Origin of the sequence: Amycolatopsis keratiniphila subsp. keratiniphila (assembly GCF_001620365.2) — a bacterium.
Taxonomy (GTDB): Bacteria; Actinomycetota; Actinomycetes; order Mycobacteriales; family Pseudonocardiaceae; genus Amycolatopsis; species Amycolatopsis keratiniphila.
Genome location: NZ_LQMT02000042.1, coordinates 138,119 through 155,043, shown reverse-complemented (window position 1 = coordinate 155,043; position 16,925 = coordinate 138,119). Strand labels below are relative to the sequence as shown.

General features: G+C 67.6%; 15 protein-coding genes. 9 read left to right on the top strand and 6 right to left on the bottom strand.

From position 1 onward, the window contains the following. Positions 1-98: 98 nt before the first annotated feature. Positions 99-1,121, top strand: a complete 1,023-nt coding sequence (locus AVR91_RS38865) for a DUF222 domain-containing protein (RefSeq protein ID WP_063275833.1) — start codon at positions 99-101, stop codon at positions 1,119-1,121. Positions 1,122-1,180: 59 nt separating this feature from the next. On the opposite strand, the gene AVR91_RS38860 is transcribed toward AVR91_RS38865, so the two are convergent. The 3 genes from AVR91_RS38860 to metG form a co-directional block, all read right to left on the bottom strand. Next, the gene (locus AVR91_RS38860) at positions 1,181-2,560 is read right to left on the bottom strand and encodes a resuscitation-promoting factor (protein WP_063275834.1); all 1,380 of its coding nucleotides are present in this window, start codon (positions 2,558-2,560) and stop codon (positions 1,181-1,183) included. Between the two features lie 413 nt (positions 2,561-2,973). After that, positions 2,974-3,810, bottom strand: a complete 837-nt coding sequence (locus tag AVR91_RS38855) for a TatD family hydrolase (RefSeq protein WP_063275835.1) — start codon at positions 3,808-3,810, stop codon at positions 2,974-2,976. Between the two features lie 7 nt (positions 3,811-3,817). Next, the gene (metG, locus tag AVR91_RS38850) at positions 3,818-5,611 is read right to left on the bottom strand and encodes a methionine--tRNA ligase (RefSeq protein ID WP_083737922.1); all 1,794 of its coding nucleotides are present in this window, start codon (positions 5,609-5,611) and stop codon (positions 3,818-3,820) included. Between the two features lie 62 nt (positions 5,612-5,673). Between metG and AVR91_RS38845 the strand changes: the two genes are divergently transcribed. The 5 genes from AVR91_RS38845 to AVR91_RS38825 all read left to right on the top strand — a co-directional run bounded on the left by AVR91_RS38845 (position 5,674) and on the right by AVR91_RS38825 (position 10,216). Beyond that, positions 5,674-6,270, top strand: a complete 597-nt coding sequence (locus AVR91_RS38845; RefSeq protein WP_063275837.1) for a PadR family transcriptional regulator — start codon at positions 5,674-5,676, stop codon at positions 6,268-6,270. A gap of 87 nt (positions 6,271-6,357) precedes the next feature. Next, on the top strand, positions 6,358-7,368 hold the full coding sequence (locus AVR91_RS38840) for an ATP-binding cassette domain-containing protein (protein WP_063275838.1): 1,011 nt from the start codon (positions 6,358-6,360) through the stop codon (positions 7,366-7,368). Next, on the top strand, positions 7,358-8,122 hold the full coding sequence (locus tag AVR91_RS38835) for an ABC transporter permease (protein ID WP_063275839.1): 765 nt from the start codon (positions 7,358-7,360) through the stop codon (positions 8,120-8,122). The genes AVR91_RS38840 and AVR91_RS38835 overlap by 11 nt, the downstream gene beginning before the upstream one ends. An 86-nt stretch (positions 8,123-8,208) precedes the next feature. Then, complete coding sequence (locus tag AVR91_RS38830; RefSeq protein WP_063275840.1) at positions 8,209-8,829, top strand: glycoside hydrolase family 25 protein; 621 nt, start codon at positions 8,209-8,211, stop codon at positions 8,827-8,829. A 109-nt stretch (positions 8,830-8,938) separates the two neighbouring features. Further along, positions 8,939-10,216, top strand: coding sequence for an aminodeoxychorismate synthase component I (locus AVR91_RS38825; RefSeq protein WP_063275841.1), 1,278 nt, complete (start codon positions 8,939-8,941; stop codon positions 10,214-10,216). Here the strand turns inward: AVR91_RS38825 and AVR91_RS38820 are convergent, their stop codons facing one another. After that, positions 10,217-11,176 carry a quinone oxidoreductase family protein gene (locus tag AVR91_RS38820; protein ID WP_063275842.1) on the bottom strand — a complete coding sequence of 320 codons (960 nt, stop codon included), beginning with the start codon at positions 11,174-11,176 and terminating at the stop codon, positions 10,217-10,219. Between the two features lie 177 nt (positions 11,177-11,353). Here AVR91_RS38820 and AVR91_RS38815 point away from each other — a divergent pair, with 177 nt between their 5' ends. Beyond that, complete coding sequence (locus tag AVR91_RS38815; RefSeq protein WP_228708412.1) at positions 11,354-11,830, top strand: QsdR family transcriptional regulator; 477 nt, start codon at positions 11,354-11,356, stop codon at positions 11,828-11,830. Here the strand turns inward: AVR91_RS38815 and rsmI are convergent. After that, on the bottom strand, positions 11,827-12,663 hold the full coding sequence (gene rsmI, locus AVR91_RS38810) for a 16S rRNA (cytidine(1402)-2'-O)-methyltransferase (RefSeq protein WP_063275844.1): 837 nt from the start codon (positions 12,661-12,663) through the stop codon (positions 11,827-11,829). The two genes, AVR91_RS38815 and rsmI, sit on opposite strands and share 4 nt — an antisense overlap. 68 nt (positions 12,664-12,731) lie before the next feature. On the opposite strand from rsmI, the gene AVR91_RS38805 reads away from it, so the two are divergent. Continuing rightward, on the top strand, positions 12,732-14,303 hold the full coding sequence (locus AVR91_RS38805; protein ID WP_063275845.1) for a dolichyl-phosphate-mannose--protein mannosyltransferase: 1,572 nt from the start codon (positions 12,732-12,734) through the stop codon (positions 14,301-14,303). Between the two features lie 103 nt (positions 14,304-14,406). After that, positions 14,407-14,958 (top strand): hypothetical protein, encoded by a 552-nt coding sequence (locus tag AVR91_RS44050; protein ID WP_228709456.1) that lies wholly within the window; start codon positions 14,407-14,409, stop codon positions 14,956-14,958. Between the two features lie 80 nt (positions 14,959-15,038). On the opposite strand, the gene AVR91_RS38790 is transcribed toward AVR91_RS44050, so the two are convergent. Next, positions 15,039-16,808, bottom strand: coding sequence for a serine/threonine-protein kinase (locus AVR91_RS38790; RefSeq protein WP_063275846.1), 1,770 nt, complete (start codon positions 16,806-16,808; stop codon positions 15,039-15,041). Between the last annotated feature and the right edge of the window lie 117 nt (positions 16,809-16,925).

The following is a 16,925-nucleotide window of genomic DNA, read 5'->3' as shown; positions in this document are numbered from 1 at the left end:
TCCCGTGTGATCGACGCAGGTCAGCGCAGCCGGAGCGTAATGATCATCCACCCGATCGATACCGTGCATTTGTTCGAATCTGCCTCGACAATCGAGGGATGACCAGTATAAACATTCCCAAGGCCTTCCCGCTCAACCTGCCGGAAGGTGACGCCGAGCTGCTCCTCGATGAGTTGCAGACACGGCTACGCGAAGGGCGACGTCTGTTCGCCGAAGTCGGCCAGATCCTGGCCGAGATCGAGTCACGTGGGGTCCGCGACCTCTACGGATACAACTCGATCGCCGTCTTCTACGAGCATGTCGCTCGTGTGCCTCGCGCCGAGGCCAACAGGGTTGCCGATAGAGCGCTCGCGCTCAATTCGAGACGGGCGCGCGACGGCACGTCGATCGACCCCGTCGCGCCCTTGACCGGCATCTCGGCCGGCACCGGCGCGTTGGCCGAGGCCGGCATCGACCGAATCGTCACTGTCATGAAGAGGCTTCCCGACCACCTCGACGCGGACGAACGACACGAGGCCGAGAAGGGCCTGGTCGACCTCGCAGGCGTCGCAAGGCCCCGCGACGTCACGATGGCGGGCACCGACCTGCTCGCACGACACGACCCGGATGGAAAGCCCAAAGATGAGCCCGGACCGAAACGTCAGCGAAGCGAATTCTGGTTACGTCAGAAGCGGACCGGTCGTTGGGACATGCGCGGCGATCTCGATCCCGAGACAGGCGCCCGCCTGAACGCGCTTTTGGTGCCGCGGGCGTATCCGGCTCCGGGCGAAGAAGCCGACGACCGTGCGCCGGCGGAGAGACGCGGCGACGCGTTCGCGGAGATCGTCGATCTCGCGGAGGCCGGCCCTGACATCCCCCTGCCCCGGCAGACCTCGGAACGGGTCGCTGAGGAGTCTCGGCCCGCACAGCCCGACAACGGGCCTACAACCCACCCAAAGCCCACCCAGGCACCGCCACAGGGCCGCCAAGGCCCTCACCGCGGCGATGAAGGCGTTCGAGAGGGCGCCACGCCTGAACGATCCCGGAGTGTCGCCCACATACGTCCCCCTCGTTGGTGGGCACGGCTCTCAAGACCGAGACCGGGGAACGCGACACAGCCACAGAGGCCTCTAACGGCCTGAAGGCCACCTTGCGGGCAGAACCCACATGGTGACCTTCAGGAAAGGAGGATGATCCGGCGTCAGGCCTTCTTGCCACAGTGCGGCCACGCGCCATAACCGCCGCGGTCCTCGCGAACCTTCTCGGCGACAGCGATCTGCTGGGCCTTGCTGGCCTGGTGCGGGTACGCGGCGTACTGCTCGCCACCGTAGGCGTCCCAGGTGCTCTTGTTGAACTGCAGGCCACCGTAGTAGCCGTTGCCGGTGTTGGCGGCCCAGTTGCCGGTCGACTCGCACTGAGCGATGCGGTCCCAGGCTCCGGCGTCTCCGATGACCGGGTCGGCGGGCTTCTTGGTGCCGACCTTGACGATCTTGGGCTTGGCCTCGGTGATGACCTCTTCCGAGACCTTCTCGCGGCCGACCTCTTTGCCGTTGCGCTTGGTGACCTTGTAGGTCACGGTCTTCTGGCCCGGGGTGCCCGGGTCCTCGACCTTGGTCTTGCCCTTTTCGAGCTCCGGGTCGTCGACCTTCTGCTCGGGCGGCGCGATCTCCTCGTTCTGCTTGACCATGGTGACGCCGGTCCGGCTGATGTGGACTTCGGCACCATCGACCAGCTTGACGTCGAGACCGCCGACGGCCTCGTCGTCCGGGCCGAGGGTCATCCGGAGCTCACCGAGGAATTCCTTGGTGGTGACCGAGTTGGTCTGCACCTTGCGCGGTTCGTTCGCGCCGTCGTAGACCGTGACGTTCTTGAGGGTCTTGACCTCGACGGTGGCGCCTTCGAGAGGCAGCTCACCGTTCTGCGGGAGCGAGGTCCAGGTGCCGGCCTTGGCGAGGTCGGCGCGGCCGAGCTGGTTCAGTGCGTCGCCGAGGTTGGTCGCGCGGACCCAGGACTCCTGCTGCGGTGCGCCGTCGACGATCAGGTTCAGCTTGCGGCCGCGCTCCAGCTTGATGACGCCACCGTCGCCCACCTCGGCCTGAGGCGAGGGCGAAAGCGAGTCGTGCGCGCCGACCGAGAGACCGGCGTCTTCGAGGACCTCGCCGACGGTGTCACCGAAGCTGTGGACCGTCTGCTGCTTGCCGTCGATGTCGAGCGTGACGCTCTTGTTCATCGCCATCGCGGCCGCGCCGCCACCGCCGAGGGTGAGCAGCACCGCCATGACGGTCCCCTTGAGGAACCGCTTCTTCCAGACGCGGGTCGAGTTCGAAATGACCTCGTCCTTGGTCGCGGCCTTCATCGGCGCGCCCGCGGTGCGGTCTTCGGCCAGCTCGTCCGGAATGACGATCGGCGGGAGCATGGTGGTCTCGGCGCTGATGAGGCGGATCAGCTCGTCGACATCGACGTCGATCTCGGCCATCAGGGCGTCGGCGTCGGGGCCGAGCGCGGCCAGGACGTCCTGGTGCGTGATGCGCGGATCGTCGGAGTACTCGAGCTCGCCGTAGTGGGTGTCGCGGTCGAGCACGGCGACCGAGCCGGCGGAAGCGAAGGTGCTCGTCTCTGCGCCGAGGCGCGAGCCATCCTGCCTACTGCTACCAGTCACTGGGTCGTTCCCTTTCCCAAGACGTCGAGGAGCTCGACAACCGCTCCACTACGTCCTTCGTCTCGATGCGCTCTTCGGCACACCTCTAGAAGTCCGACACCCGCAGCCAGCGCCATCGTCACGGTTCCAGGCCGTACCGCTCCCGGTTCCGCTTCCCCGACGTGCACTGACGTGACTGTGGGCGTAACAGCCGGAGACCGCTTGAGCGGGCACCGACCGGCACGATCACGGGACAGTAACGAACCTCGCCGGGTTGCGCAAACACCGCCCGGAGTGTCGTGACGTTGGTCACTCATCAGAGTGGACCATTGCTGATCACTAATGTCGCAATCCGTTCAACCGGCCGTGACTGTGGGCAAACGGAAGACCCGTTCAGCGGTCTGTCGCACCGATTCGGCCACTTCGTGCACCGCCTCGCCCCTGAGGGTGGCGAGATGCCGAACCGTGTAGGCGGCGCAGTAGGGCTCGTTGGGCCGCCCACGGAACGGATGCGGGGTCAGGAACGGAGCGTCCGTTTCGACGAGGTACTGGTCCGCAGGAACGATCCGCGCCGCCTCATGGAGCCCTCGTGCGTTGCGGAAGCTGACCGTCCCGGCGAAGGACAGCACGTATCCGGCGTCGACACAGCGGCGAGCGACCTGCTCGTCCCCCGAGAAACAGTGGAAGACGACCTGCTCCGGCGCTCCCTCTTCGTCGAGGATCCGGAGGACGTCGTCGTGAGCGTCTCGATCATGGATCATCAGCGGTTTGCCGATGCGCTTGGCGAGATCGATATGCCAACGGAAGGCGTCCTGCTGGGCGTCGTGGGGCGAATAGTCCCAGTAGTAGTCGAGGCCGGTTTCGCCGACCGCGACCACTCTGGACTGTTTCGCGAGACTCTCCACTTCGGATTTTTCGGCTTCGCCGAACTCCTTGGTGCGCGTGGGATGGATCGCGACGGCGGCCCACACCCGAGAGTCCCAAGTGGATGCTTGCGCGGCCCAGCGAGCGGCCGTGAGATCGTCCGCGACGGTGATCACCCGCGACACGCCGGCGCGTTCGGCGCGGTCGACCATGGCTGTCACATCAGCCGCGGTGACCGCGCCGCACGCGTCGAGGTGGGTGTGCGCGTCCACCACCGAAACCGGCAACCTGTCCGGGATCGGCGGCGGCTCCTTCTTCTCCGCACCCATCAGTTGCTCATTTCGAGATCGGTGCCCATTCGGGACCGGTCTCGCCGAGTTCCGGGTCCAGCTTGGCGAACAGCGGGGTCGGCTTCTCCAGCGGCTTGCCGACCTCGATCGGCACGGACTTCCAGCGCGCCTGCTCGGTCTTGTAGTCCCCGGTGAGGATCGGGTTGATCCGGCCGGGGATGTCGAGGTCCTCGACTTCCTGGAGCTCGGGCTGGGCCGCCCAGACGCCGGTGCCACCGAGGGCCTCGTGCACCTTCTGCGCCGAGTGGGGCAGGAAGGGGGTCAGCAGCGTGTTGGCGTCGGAGACGACCTGCAGCGCGGTGTGCAGAACACTGTCGCGCCGCGCGGGGTCGTCCTTGAGCTTCCACGGTTCCTGGTCCGAGAGGTACCGGTTGGCCGCGGTGACGACGCGCATGGCCTCGCTCGCCGCCGCCTTGAACCGAGATCGCTGCAGGTGGGCACCGGCGGTGTCGAACGCCTTGCGGGAGAGCTCCTTGAGCTCCTCGTCGGCGGCCGTGGGGGCGTCGGGACGCGGGATGGCTCCGACGTTCTTGTACGCCATCGAGATGGACCGGTTGACGAGGTTGCCCCACTCGTTGGCCAGCTCGAAGTTGGTCCGGCGGACGAACTCGTCCCAGGTGAAGTCGGTGTCCTGGGTCTCGGGGCCCGCGACGGAGATGAAGTACCGCAGCGTGTCCGGGCCGAAGTCGCGCAGGAAGTCGTGGACGTAGATGACCGTGCCGCGCGAGGTCGAGAACTTCGAGCCGCTCATCGTGAGGAACTCGCTGGAAACGATCTCGTCGGGCAGGTGCAGCTTGCCGTACTTGCCGGGCACGCCGCCTCGGTCGCCCTCACCGTTGTGCCCGAAGAGCAGAGCGGGCCAGATCTGGGCGTGGAAGGTGATGTTGTCCTTGCCCATGAAGTAGTAGGAGCGGGCGTCCGGGTTGTTCCACCACTCCTGCCAGGCGTCCGGGTTGCCGGTCCGGCGCGCCCACTCGACGCTCGCCGAGAAGTAGCCGATGACCGCGTCGAACCAGACGTAGAAGCGCTTGAGCGGCTGGTCTCGCCAACCGTCCAGCGGGATCTTCACGCCCCAGTCGAGATCGCGGGTGATCGGCCGCGGCCGCATGTCGTCGATCAGGTTCTTCGTGAAGTTGAGGACGTTCGGGCGCCAGTCCGTCTTGCTGGACAGCCATTTGCCCAGGGTGTCGACGAACGCGGTCAGGTCGAGGAAGTAGTGCTCGGTCTCGACGAACTTCGGCGTTTCACCGTTGATCCGGGACTTCGGGTTGATCAGCTCGGCCGCGTCGAGCTGATTGCCGCAGTTGTCGCACTGGTCACCGCGCGCGCCGTCGTAGCCGCAGATCGGGCAGGTGCCCTCGATGTACCGGTCGGGCAGGGTGCGGCCGGTCGAGGGGCTGATCGCGCCCCGGGTCGTCTTGGGAACGACGTAACCGTTGCGGTGCAGCGCGAGGAAGATCTGCTGCGTGACCTCGGCGTGGTTACCCGTGGTGGTGCGGGTGAACAGGTCGTAGGTGAGGCCGAGCCCTTGCAGGTCCTGTCCGATCTGGCGGGTGTACTTGTCGGCCGTCTGCTGGGAGGTCATGCCTTCTTTGTCGGCCTGGACGGTGATCGGGGTGCCGTGTTCGTCGGTACCGGACACCATGAGCACCCGGTTGCCGGCCATTCGCTGGTAGCGGGAGAAGACGTCGGACGGGACGCCGAATCCGGACACGTGGCCGATGTGGCGGGGGCCGTTGGCGTAGGGCCAGGCCACCGCAGTCAACACTGGGGTGCTCATGCTTGTTTAGCCTACGGACGTCGTTCAAGGCATTGTTGTCCGGGAGAGGATCGGAGGCCTCGGTGTCCGCCACGCGTCTGCTGGTGCTGGGTGTCGTGCGCATGTACGGCAAGGCGCACGGCTACCAGGTCCGGCGCGAGCTTCTCTCGTGGGCGGCCGACAAGTGGGGCAATGTCCAGCCGGGTTCGATTTACCACGCGCTGAAGAAGATGGCCACCGAAGGCCTTCTGGAACAGGTCGAGGACCTGGAAGCGGATGGCGGGCCCGACAGGGTCGCGTACAGATTGACCGAAGACGGCGAAACCGAGTTCGTCGTGCAACTCGGCAGGGCATTGTCGAGTGAGGACGCCACCGGGTACTCGCTCTCGGCGGCGGTCATCTTCATGCCGACGCTGCCCCGCGCACAGGTGCTGGCGTTGCTGAAACAGCAGCTGGCGAATATGGAAGCGCACGCCCAATCGACCCATTACGCCCGCGAACACGCCGTCGATCTGGGGAAACCTCCCCACGTGAGCGAGCTGTACCGCCTGTGGAGCGCACACGCGGATGCGAACGTGACCTGGATGAGGGATCTGATCGGTCGTCTAGAAGCAGGCGAGTACGTCATGGCGGGCGAAGGCGCGGATGACGAAGCCGTGTTCGGCGCGCCGCCCAAGTAATCAAATTTGACTACGGAATGACTCCTAGGGCAAAGTGCGTCCAGCCACTAGTCAAACTTGACTAGCTGCGCACCGAAAGGAGTAGACATGATCAAGGCACGCGGCCTTGAGCGGCGGTTCCGCCGCAAAGGTCGCAATGGGGGCGAGGTCCACGCCGTCAAGGGCGTCGATCTCGACGTGTCGGCCGGGGAACTGGTCGGCTTCCTCGGACCGAACGGCGCGGGGAAGACCACGACCCTTCGCATGCTGACCACGCTGCTCAAGCCCACCGCCGGCGAGGCGACGGTCGGCGGCTGCGACCTGCTCGCCGACCCGCTGGGGGTGCGCCGGCGAATCGGCTACGTCGCTCAGGGCGGCGGCACCGCGCCGGCGAGCAAGGTCGTCGAGGAGATCGAGTTCCAAGGCAGGCTGTACCGGATGAGCAAGGAGGACGCGCTCGCGCGCGGAGCCGTCCTCGCCGACCAACTGGACCTGGCCGGGCTCGACCAGCGGACGACCGCGACGCTGTCGGGCGGGCAACGCCGCAGGCTCGACATCGCGCTCGGGCTGATCCACTCGCCAGGGCTCGTCTTCCTCGACGAACCGTCGACGGGGCTCGACCCGCAGAGCCGGGCGAACCTGTGGGACCACATCCGCAGGCTGCGCGACGATCAGGGGGTCACGGTCTTCCTGACCACGCACTACCTCGACGAGGCCGACGCGCTCTCCGACCGGCTGGTCGTCATCGATGACGGGAAGATCGTCGCCGAAGGCACACCGGACGCGTTGAAAGCCAAGGTTTCCGGCGACAGTGTCGTCATCGGGGTGTCACCGGAGTCGGCGAAGGAGACCGCGGAGGTCGCGGGCCGCCTCGAAGGGGCGCACGAAATGACCGTCGCCGACGGCACCGTGCGCTTCCGGGTGCCACGCGGCGACACCGCGATGCCCGAACTGCTGCGGGCGCTCGACGCGCGTGGCATCGCGATGACGTCCATGCAGGTGCACCGGCCGACACTCGACGACGTCTTCCTGGCTCTGACGGGCAGGAGCCTGCGCGACGCCGAAGAGAGCGAGTCGGTCGACGCCGACGCGGAGAAGGAGGCCACGCATGTTGCATGACACTTGGTTGATCTTCCGCCGCGACATGCTAACGGCGTTGCGCAACCCGACATGGCTGGCCATCGGCATCATGCAGCCGCTCCTCTATCTGTTCTTCTTCGGGCCGCTTCTGGTGAAGGCGCTCAACGCGCAAGGGTTGTCCGATGTGGACGGCTGGATGATCTTCACTCCGGCGATCATCGCGCAGCTCGCGCTGTTCGGCGCCTCTTTCGTCGGGTTCGGGCTCCTCGCGGAGTACCACTCGGGCGTGGTGGAGCGGATGCGGGTCACACCAGTGAGCCGGGTGGCGTTGTTGCTGGGCAAGGTACTCGCCAATGCGCTGCAGACCGTCGTCCAGGCTTTGCTCATCATCGCGCTGGCGTATCTGGTCTTCGACCTGAACGCACCGTTCAGCGGCGTCGTGCTCAGCCTGGTGATCGTCTTCCTTTTGTCGGTCACGCTGGCGTCGTGCTCGTACGCGCTGGCGTTGACCCTCAAGAGCGAAGACACCTTCCCGGCTTTGCTCAACGCGGTTCTCATGCCGCTGCTGCTGCTTTCCGGAATCCTGATCCCGATCACCGCGGGCACGGCGCCGGATTGGCTGTACACGATTTCCCGTATCAATCCGTTCCGGCACGTGGTGGATGTCGAGCGGAACAGTTTCCGCGGCGACTTCTCGATGGACGCGCTGTTCACCGGCAGCGTCGTGGTGCTGGTCATGGCCGTTCTGGCCATCTGGTGGGGCTCGCGGACGTTCCAACGCGAAAACGCCTGAGACACGCTGTACCGAAAGGTCACCTTGCGGCCGCTCCGCGGACGTATGGTGACCTTTCGGTCGTACTGGGGCGAAATTCGAGGCAGGTGGGTTTACTGGATCCGGAAGGCGAGCACGGCGTCACCCTGTCCCACCGTGAGACGGTGACGGACTGGGCGGCGGTGCGCGGTGCCGACATCCGGTTCGCGTCGGTCACCGTCACCGAGAACACCAACTGGCGGGACGCCGCGGCGGAACGCAATCTGACCGGCGCGCAGCATGCCGGGATCCACACCGGCGCACGGCACTACGCACGTCCTGGCGCCGTCCATGACCAAGCCGACCATTTCGTACGGACGGCGAGCGCGCTCGGCGCCTTCGCGCCCGGTTCGCTCGCACCCGCGCTCGAAGTGGAGGCGCCCAGCGTCGACGACCGGTTCATCAAGGCGTGGATCAAACACGTCAGGCACGCGGCGCGCGTCGAACGGGTCCTGGTGTACGCGGGGCTCGACTGCTGGACGAACCGGTTGCGACCGGACAAGTGGGCGGACAGCGAAGTGGTGTTGTGGCTGGTCAGGCACAACGAAATCCCGGGAAGACCGGGCTGGTTCCACTCGCGGCTGGGATTGCATCAGCACGGTTTCGGCGCCGGGCTGCCCGGCGTGGACGGACCGATCGCGCAGGACGCCGTGGTCTATCCCTTCAAACTGACCGACGTGCTGTTGTAGTTTCCGCTGCGTGACGAGGGATGCGCAGGACGTCACCTTGTGGTCGCGGATCTCACTTTCCGAAGGGCGCGGGTTGCTTTTCCGGCCAGTCGAACGGCGACAATGTCGCGTGCGGTTGATGTGCCGGAAGCTGCGGACCGACGTCGGGCCCGAACGGGCACTGGCGGTTCTCGGCGCACGCGCCGGGAAGCTCGGACTCGCACCGCCCGCCGCGCTTTGCGGAGAGTGGTTCTCGTCGCGCGCGGTCATCGCGCTGAACGCTCCCCTGATGCCTGTCCGTGACGTGGCCGAAGCGTTCTCGATCCCCGCTCGACTGCCTGACGTTCGTGACGCGGTGCCCGGTGCGGTCGGAGGCGGCTGGTTCGGTTACCTGAGTTACGACCTGACCGATCCCTCGGGCCGTTCCGGTGCGCTTCCGCTGGCCGCGTGGGGCTGGGTCGACCGGGTGCTCCGGCTGGACACGGACGGGACGTGGTGGTTCGAAGCCCTGGTTCCCGACGGCGATCCGGATCCGATCGACGAGGTGTCCGCGGTGGAATCCGCGCTCGCCGAGCTTCCCGAAGCGACGACCTGGAGTTCGAGCCCGTTATCGCGGCCGCTTCCTTCGGAGCACTACGACGCCGTCAAGGCGTGCGTGCACGCGATCGAAGCCGGCGAGCTCTTCCAGGCGAACATCTGCGCCCGCTTCGGCGGCAGGTTCACGGGCGATCCGATCGCGTTGTTCGCCGAAGGCGTGCGTCGTCTGGGAGCCCGCCGGGCGGCGTTCCTCGCCGGCGACTGGGGCTCGGTCGTCTCGTTCTCCCCTGAGCTTTTCCTTGCCAGGCATGGGCGAAGCGTCCGGTCGACGCCGATCAAGGGCACCCTGCCGCGACGGGACGCCGCCGACGAACACCTCGCGCGACGCCTTCGGGAATCCACCAAGGACGTCGCCGAGAACGTGATGATCACCGATCTCGTCCGCAACGATCTCGGCCGGGTGTGCGCCACCGGCAGCGTCCGCGTCCCCGAACTGCTCGCGGTCCGGCCCGCGCCGGGGGTCTGGCATCTGGAGTCCACTGTGGAGGGATCGCTCGCCGACGGGATCGACGACGCGGCACTGCTCGCGGCCACGTTCCCGCCGGGTTCGGTGACGGGCGCGCCGAAGATCCGGGCACTGGACCTGATCGCCGAGCTGGAGCCCACCGCGCGCGGCGTCTACACAGGCGCGATCGGACTCGCTTCGCCGATCGCCGGGCTGGAACTGAACGTCGCGATCAGAACCTTCGAAATCCACGAAGACACGATCGCGCTCGGAGTCGGCGGCGGGATCACCGCCGACTCCGACAGCGACGCGGAATGGCAGGAATGCCTGCACAAATCCGCTCCGCTGGAGCGCCTGCTCGGCTGATTATTTGGTGGGGTCCAGCAGCAGCTTGCCCATCGTGCCGCGCGAGCGCAGGGCCTCGTGGGCGGCGCGCGCGTCGGACAGCGCGTACTCGCCCCCGGCGACAGCGCGGACCCGTCCGGCGAGGGCCAGCTCGAAGAGCTCGTCGAGCGCGCGGCCGAAGACGTTGCCGGGGAGTTTGAACGCGTGCGGCAGCCACATCCCGGCCACGGTCGTGCTGTGCCCGAGGAGGTTGCGGGCTTCGATCGGCTTCGGGTTCTCGCGGCTGGCCATGCCGTAGAACGCGAGGCGGCCGAACGGCGCGAGGGCCGCGATGCTCTGGTCCGTGACCGCGCCGCCGGTCATGTCGAGCACGATGTCGACGCGTTTACCGCCGTTCGCCTCGCGGAGCGCGTCGGTCATGTTCTCGGCCCGCGAATCGATGGCGACGTCGGCGCCCAGTTCGAGGGCGAGGGCGCGCTTCTCGTCGCTGCTGGCGGTCGCGATGACCCGGCTCGCTCCCCAGGCTTTCGCGAGCTGCACGGCGATGGAGCCGACCCCGCCGGCGGCCGCGTGCACGACGACGGTTTCGCCGGGTTCGAGGTGGGCGCTCTTGCGCAGCAGAAGCGAGGCCGTGGTGCCCTGGACGATGAAGGAGAGCGCGGTCAGGGCGTCGACGCCGTCGGGAACGTCGTAGCTGGTGACGTCGTCGGCCACCGCGCGCTCGGCATAGCCGCCACCGCCGTTCAGCAGCGCGACGATCCGCTTGCCGTCGGTGGTGCGGCCGACGACCTCTCCTCCGGGCACGAGCGGGAGCTTGCTCGGCGCGAGGTACGAGTTTTCGGCCTGGTGTGTGTCGGCGTAGTTGATGCCGATCCGGTCGACCTCGACCAGCCGCTGACCTGGGCCGGGGACGGGATCGGGAAGGTCGACGAGGTTGAGCACCTCGGGTCCGCCGAACTCGGTCACCTGTACTGCGCGCATCCGCTTCCTCCTCGTCGAGATGAGACATTCTTGCATATGTCTCATGCGTGAGACATCTCGTGATATGTTTCACTCATCGAAACCGCACTCGAACGCCAGCTGACTTCGCCGCGCCCGGACGCCCTGCGCGCGTTCACGATCGCGCGCGCCCGCTTCCTGGAGGGACGCCGGGTGGACATGGGCGAACTGGCGAGTGAGCTCGGGATCAGCCGGGCGACCCTGCACCGCTGGGTCGGCGGCCGGGATCAGCTGCTCGGCGAAATCCTGTGGTCGATGACCGTGGAGGTCTTCGAAGCGCGGTCTTCCGGCAAGCTCGGGCGCGGCGCGGAAGGGATCGCGGAGCTCGTCGGCACCTTCGTCCGCACCGTGAACGGCTCGAAACCGTTCCGGGAGTTCCTGCGCAACGAGCCCGAGCGGGCGTTGCGGATCCTGACGACGAAGGCCAGCGTGGTGCAGAGTCGCGCGATCGCGAAGATGCGCGAGTTCCTGGACGAAGAGGTCGAGGCCGGGCGGCTCACTCCGCCCCTACCGGTCGAAGACCTGGCCTATCTGCTGGTGCGGATCGGCGAGTCCTTCATCTACACCGATGTCATCACCGGAGACGAGCCCGATGCCGGGAAGGCGCACGCGGCCGTGACGGCCTTGCTGTCCTAGCGCTTGCGGGAAGCGAGAACAGCGTCGTAAAGCTCCTTCTTCGACACCCCGGCCGACTCGGCGACCTCGGCGGCGGCGGACTTGAGGCGTTCACCTGCCGAGACCCGCGAAGAGACCTCCGAGACCAGGTCCTCGACGCTCACCGAGCGCGGCGGCGCGCCCGCGAGGACGACGGTGATCTCACCCTTGACCCCCTCGGCGGCCCAAGCGGCCAAATCCGGCAGATTGCCGCGTTTGACCTCCTCGTAGGTTTTGGTCAGTTCGCGGCAGACGGCGGCACGGCGCTCGGGGCCCAAGACGTCGGCGGCGTCGGCGAGCGTGCTCGCGAGGCGATGCGGAGATTCGAAGAACACGGCTGTGCGGGGCTCGTCCTTCAACGAACCGAGCCATTTCGCCCGTTCACCGGGCTTGCGAGGAGCGAAACCTTCGAAACAGAAACGATCGCAGGGCAGGCCGGACAGCGCGAGCGCCGTGGTCACCGCGGACGGACCGGGCAGGCAGGTCACGGCGATCTCCGCCTCGACACAGGCCGCGACCAGGCGGAATCCGGGATCCGAGACGCTCGGCATCCCCGCGTCGGTCACGAGGAGCACCGTCTCACCGGCTTGAAGCGATTCGAGCAGTTTCGGCAGACGGGCGGTCTCGACGTCTTCGTAGAAGCTCACGACGCGCCCGACCGGTGAGACCTCGAGGGCCGCGGTGAGGGAGCGCAGGCGCCGGGTGTCTTCGGCGGCGATCACGTCGGCCGTCGCGAGGGCTTCGGACAGGCGCGGCGAAGCGTCACGGACGTCTCCGAGCGGGGTGGCTGCCAGCACGAGGCGTCCTTCGGTCATTCCCGAAGGCTAGCCGGTTCGCAGATCCGGACACCGAGTTCACTCTTCCGCCCGTAGGATCATGCCCCGTGACCGCACTGCTGACCCGCGACAACGAGAGCGTGCGGCCGGATCCGGTCGACGCGCTCAGGCCACCGAACGACCGGGAGGCCACCCTCCTCGGCCGCGGCATGCCGACGGACCGCCTGCGCGGCTGGATAGTCACGCTGGTGCTGACGCTCATCGGCGGCATCGTCCGGATCCAGAACCTGGGAACGCCCACGGACAAGGGCACCCCCGTCTTCGACGAGAAGCACTACGTCCCGCAGGCGTGGCAGATGCTGCGCAACGGCGGTTACGAGGACAACTACGGCTACGAGCTGATCGTCCACCCGCCGTTGGCGAAGCATCTCATCGCGATCGGCGAATGGCTGTTCGGCTACAACGCCTGGGGCTGGCGGATCATGCCGGCGCTGGCAGGCACGCTGATCGTGCTCCTCACCATCCGGATCGCCCGGCGGCTCACGCGCTCGACGCTGCTCGGCGCGGTCGCCGGGATCCTGGTGATCAGTGACGGTGTCCTGCACCTGCAGTCACGCATGGGCATGCTCGACATCTTCATCGCGTTGTTCGTGCTCGCCGCGTTCGCCTGCCTGCTGTGCGACCGCGACCAGGTGCGGCGACGGCTCGCCGTGGCCGTCCGCGAAGGCTGGGTCGACGAATCCCGGTTCGGACCGAAACTGGGTTTCCGGTGGTGGCGGTTCGCCGGCGGCCTGATGATCGGGCTGACCTTCGGCGTCAAATGGTCGGCGCTCTACTACATCGCCGCGTTCGGCCTGCTCACCGTGTTCTTCGACGTCGCCGCGCGCCGGGCCGCCGGGGTGCAGCGACCTTGGGTCGGCACGCTGCGCCGCGACGTGCTGCCCGCGCTGTGGGCGATCGTCGTCATCCCGATCCTGGTGTACCTCGCCTGCTACTGGGCCTGGTTCGCGAGCGAGACCGCGACCGACCGCAACTACGTGGCGATCAAGGACATCGATCCCGGCTTCTGGGCCTGGATGCCGCCCGCGTTGCGGTCGCTCGGCGACTACACGATGAACGTGCTCGACTTCCACGCGAATCTGGTGACACCCAAGGACAAGCCGCATCCGTGGGAGTCGAAGCCGTGGACCTGGCCGATGGGGCTGCGGCCGATGCTCTACGCGTACGCAGGCGGCACGGACGCGACCGGCTGCGGCGAGTCGACCTGTGTGCGGGCGACGATGCTGATCGGGACACCGGCGATGTGGTGGCTGGCGCTGCCGATGCTCGGCTGGAGCGTGTGGCGCTCGGTCTTCCGCGCGGACTGGCGCTACGCCGCCGTGCTCGTCGGCTACCTTGCCGGGTTCCTGCCGTGGTTCACCAACCTCGACCGCCAGATGTACTACTTCTACGCGACGCCGCTGGCGCCGTTCCTGGTACTCGGGTTGACGCTGGTCCTCGGGCAGATCCTCGGGAGCGCGAAACGCGGATTCGAGCGGCGGGGCACCGGCCTGCTCGTCGTCGCCCTCTACGTGGGGCTCGTCGTGGCCAACTTCGCCTGGTTGTGGCCGATCCTGAACGGCAACGCGATCACGAACGAGCACTGGAACGCCGAGTTGTGGCTTCCGTCCTGGAAGTGACCACGGCTCGGCCCGCAACCCCGTGAGTTTCCCGATTCAAGTGTGACACTTCCCCCTGAGTTGTTACTCTTCGCTGGTCAACAGCAGCTCTACAGGGGGCATCATGACGATTCGACCGCTCGGAGCGGCCTGCGCGGCCGCGGCGTTGCTCTTGATCGCGGGGTGCGAAGAGCAGACGTCGGGAACCGCGGCGCCGCAGTCCTCGGCCGTTCCGAGCACTTCCGAAGCGCCGGCCACCAGCACGACACAAGCCAGTGCTTCGCCGCCTGCGACGACCGCCTCCGAGGCCACCACACCCGCCGCCGGTGGCGCGGTGGCGCACACGCCGGAGGGAGCCGCGAGCGTGATGGAGCAGTACCACCACGCGCTGGGCGAAAAGGACCTCGAAACCGTCTGCCGGATCACCGGGCCGGCGTTCGATGGCGGGATGAAGGAGTGCCGTCAGCTCACCCCGATGCAGTTCGGGATGCTCTCGGCCGACGACGTGAAGAAGCTGAAGGCCACCCGCGTGGACCGGGCGAAGCTGCAGAGCAAGGGGCCGGACAAGGTCGTCGTCCCGCCGGGCGCGATCGCGCCGCAGATCGCGATGATGGCGGCTCAGCCCAAGACGTTCACCATGGCCTGGCAGGGCGGGACCTGGGTCATCGTCGACTGAGAGAGCAAGGGACCTTTGCTACCACCTGTCTCGATGTCGAGATAAGTGGTAGCAAAGGTCCCTTGCTCTCTTTTCGCAGGTCAGCGCGGGTGGCGTTGAGGCTGCGGCTGCTGGTGGGGCTGCGGTTGCGGCTGCGGAGGGCGACGCGTCACGATCTGCGTCACCGGGCCGTCCGGCGACTTGCCCGCCCGGGCGAGCCAGCCTTCGACGTCGCGCCGCACGGCGGTGAGCGTCGGGCGGCGGCGGGGCTCCTGGTCGAGCGACGCGATGAGGATCCGGGCGTGGGCGCTGCGGTTCGGCAGCTTCGACACCGGTTCGGCGCGGGCGGCGGCCATCAGCGCGGCCATCGGGGTCTCCCGGGTGCCACGCGGCGGTTGCCCCGAGAGCGCGTAGCTGACCGTCGCGGCGAGCTGCCAGGCGTCCGACGCCGGGCTGGCCGGTGAGCCCATCGCCTGCTCGGGGGCGACGAAGTCCGGCGTGCCGATCATCATCCCGGTCGCGGTCATCTTCGAGTCGCCCTGGCTGCGGGCGATGCCGAAGTCGATCAGGTGCGCGAGCCCGTTGCGGTCGAGGATGATGTTCGACGGCTTCAGGTCCCGGTGCAGCACTCCCTTCTCGTGCGCCGCCGCGAGCGCGCCCGCCATGGTCGACCAGAGCCGTCCGGCGGCGATGTCGTCGAGCGGGCCCTGCGAATCGACGATTTCGGCCAGCGAGCGACCTTCGAGGTACTCCATGACCAGCGCGAGCCCGTCGGGCTCCTCGACGAGGTCGTAAACCTTGACGCAGTTGGGGTGGTTCACCACGGCCAGCGCACGGGCCTCGCGCTGCATCCGTTCCTCGGTGTCCCGGTCCGGCGCGTGCGCGATCTTCAGCGCGACCGTGCGGTTGAGCTGGGTGTCGACCGCTTCCCAGACCGTGCCGAAGCCACCATGACCGAGCCGCCGGACGCGCTTGTAGCGGCTGCCACCGGAGTTACGCGAACCAGGGGGCGGCGGGATCGGGCCCGGGGCCGCGGCCAGCGCGGGAGGTTCGGGCGCCTGTGCCAGCGCGGTCGCCGGGTACTGCTGGGCGGGCGGGGGCGGCAGTTGCGGTTGCGGCTTCGGGGCGGGCGGCTCCGGGCGGTACGGCTCCACCTTCTGCCGGGGCTGCGGGTCGGGCCGGTTGATCACCGACCACGGCGGCGGACCGACGAGCGCGACCGGGATCAGGCCCAGCACGCTGAACGGCAGGAACCCGAGCCAGAAGTGCACGGCCGTGTTCGCGCCCATTCCGACGCTCGCCAGCACCATCAGCACGAACGGGATCCAGAAGAACCGCGAAGGCCACTTCGGGCCGCGGCGGAAAGCGGTGCGCGCCTGCAGCATCACGAACAGCAGCGACAGCGCGGGCAGCCCGACCAGCAGGATCAGGTAGAAGATGTAACTGAGCTGCATCCCGTTCGGGTAGAACAGGACCTCGTACACGTTCTGGCCGCGGCCGAGGTACTCGCTCTGCTTGCCGATCAGTGGGCTGTAGTCGGCGTTGTAGGTCGCCAGATCACTGGCAGAGAAGCCGGATTGACCGCCCGACTTGGACGCGGCCTCCTGGTACGTCTGCGAAACCCCGGTGGCCAGCAGCCACGGCAGCAGGAAGACGGCGACGACGCCGATCCCGCCGAAGACCGACAGGGTCACCACGTCGTAGCGGTTGCCGGTGCCTTTGCGGATGATCGCGACGATCATCGCTCCCAGTGCGGGCAGCAGCGCGACCAGCGCTCCCGCGGTGCTCGTCGCCCACACCCAGTCCCCAGGCCAGATCCCTGGCCCGAACAGGCTGTGCGCGAACGAAAGCAGCGCGCTCGCTAGTCCCATGGACCCTGCTCCCCTCGCTCGTCGAGGCCGTTTCCGGCGGTTTTCCCCCTAGTCCAGCTTAGGACGCTCCATGCCCTCACAGGGTTGCCGGGTTGTCGCGGGCGTCTCTCCGCCGTT

Excerpts from the sequence above, each read along its gene's own strand:
- AVR91_RS38865 (WP_063275833.1), top strand. The coding sequence starts at position 99 with ATGACCAGTATAAACATTCCCAAGGCCTTCCCGCTCAACCTGCCGGAA.
- AVR91_RS38855 (WP_063275835.1), bottom strand. The coding sequence starts at position 3,810 with ATGGGTGCGGAGAAGAAGGAGCCGCCGCCGATCCCGGACAGGTTGCCG.
- metG (WP_083737922.1), bottom strand. The coding sequence starts at position 5,611 with ATGAGCACCCCAGTGTTGACTGCGGTGGCCTGGCCCTACGCCAACGGC.
- AVR91_RS38840 (WP_063275838.1), top strand. The coding sequence starts at position 6,358 with ATGATCAAGGCACGCGGCCTTGAGCGGCGGTTCCGCCGCAAAGGTCGC.
- AVR91_RS38835 (WP_063275839.1), top strand. The coding sequence starts at position 7,358 with ATGTTGCATGACACTTGGTTGATCTTCCGCCGCGACATGCTAACGGCG.
- AVR91_RS38820 (WP_063275842.1), bottom strand. The coding sequence starts at position 11,176 with ATGCGCGCAGTACAGGTGACCGAGTTCGGCGGACCCGAGGTGCTCAAC.
- AVR91_RS38815 (WP_228708412.1), top strand. The coding sequence starts at position 11,354 with ATGGGCGAACTGGCGAGTGAGCTCGGGATCAGCCGGGCGACCCTGCAC.
- rsmI (WP_063275844.1), bottom strand. The coding sequence starts at position 12,663 with ATGACCGAAGGACGCCTCGTGCTGGCAGCCACCCCGCTCGGAGACGTC.
- AVR91_RS44050 (WP_228709456.1), top strand. The coding sequence starts at position 14,407 with ATGACGATTCGACCGCTCGGAGCGGCCTGCGCGGCCGCGGCGTTGCTC.
- AVR91_RS38790 (WP_063275846.1), bottom strand. The coding sequence starts at position 16,808 with ATGGGACTAGCGAGCGCGCTGCTTTCGTTCGCGCACAGCCTGTTCGGG.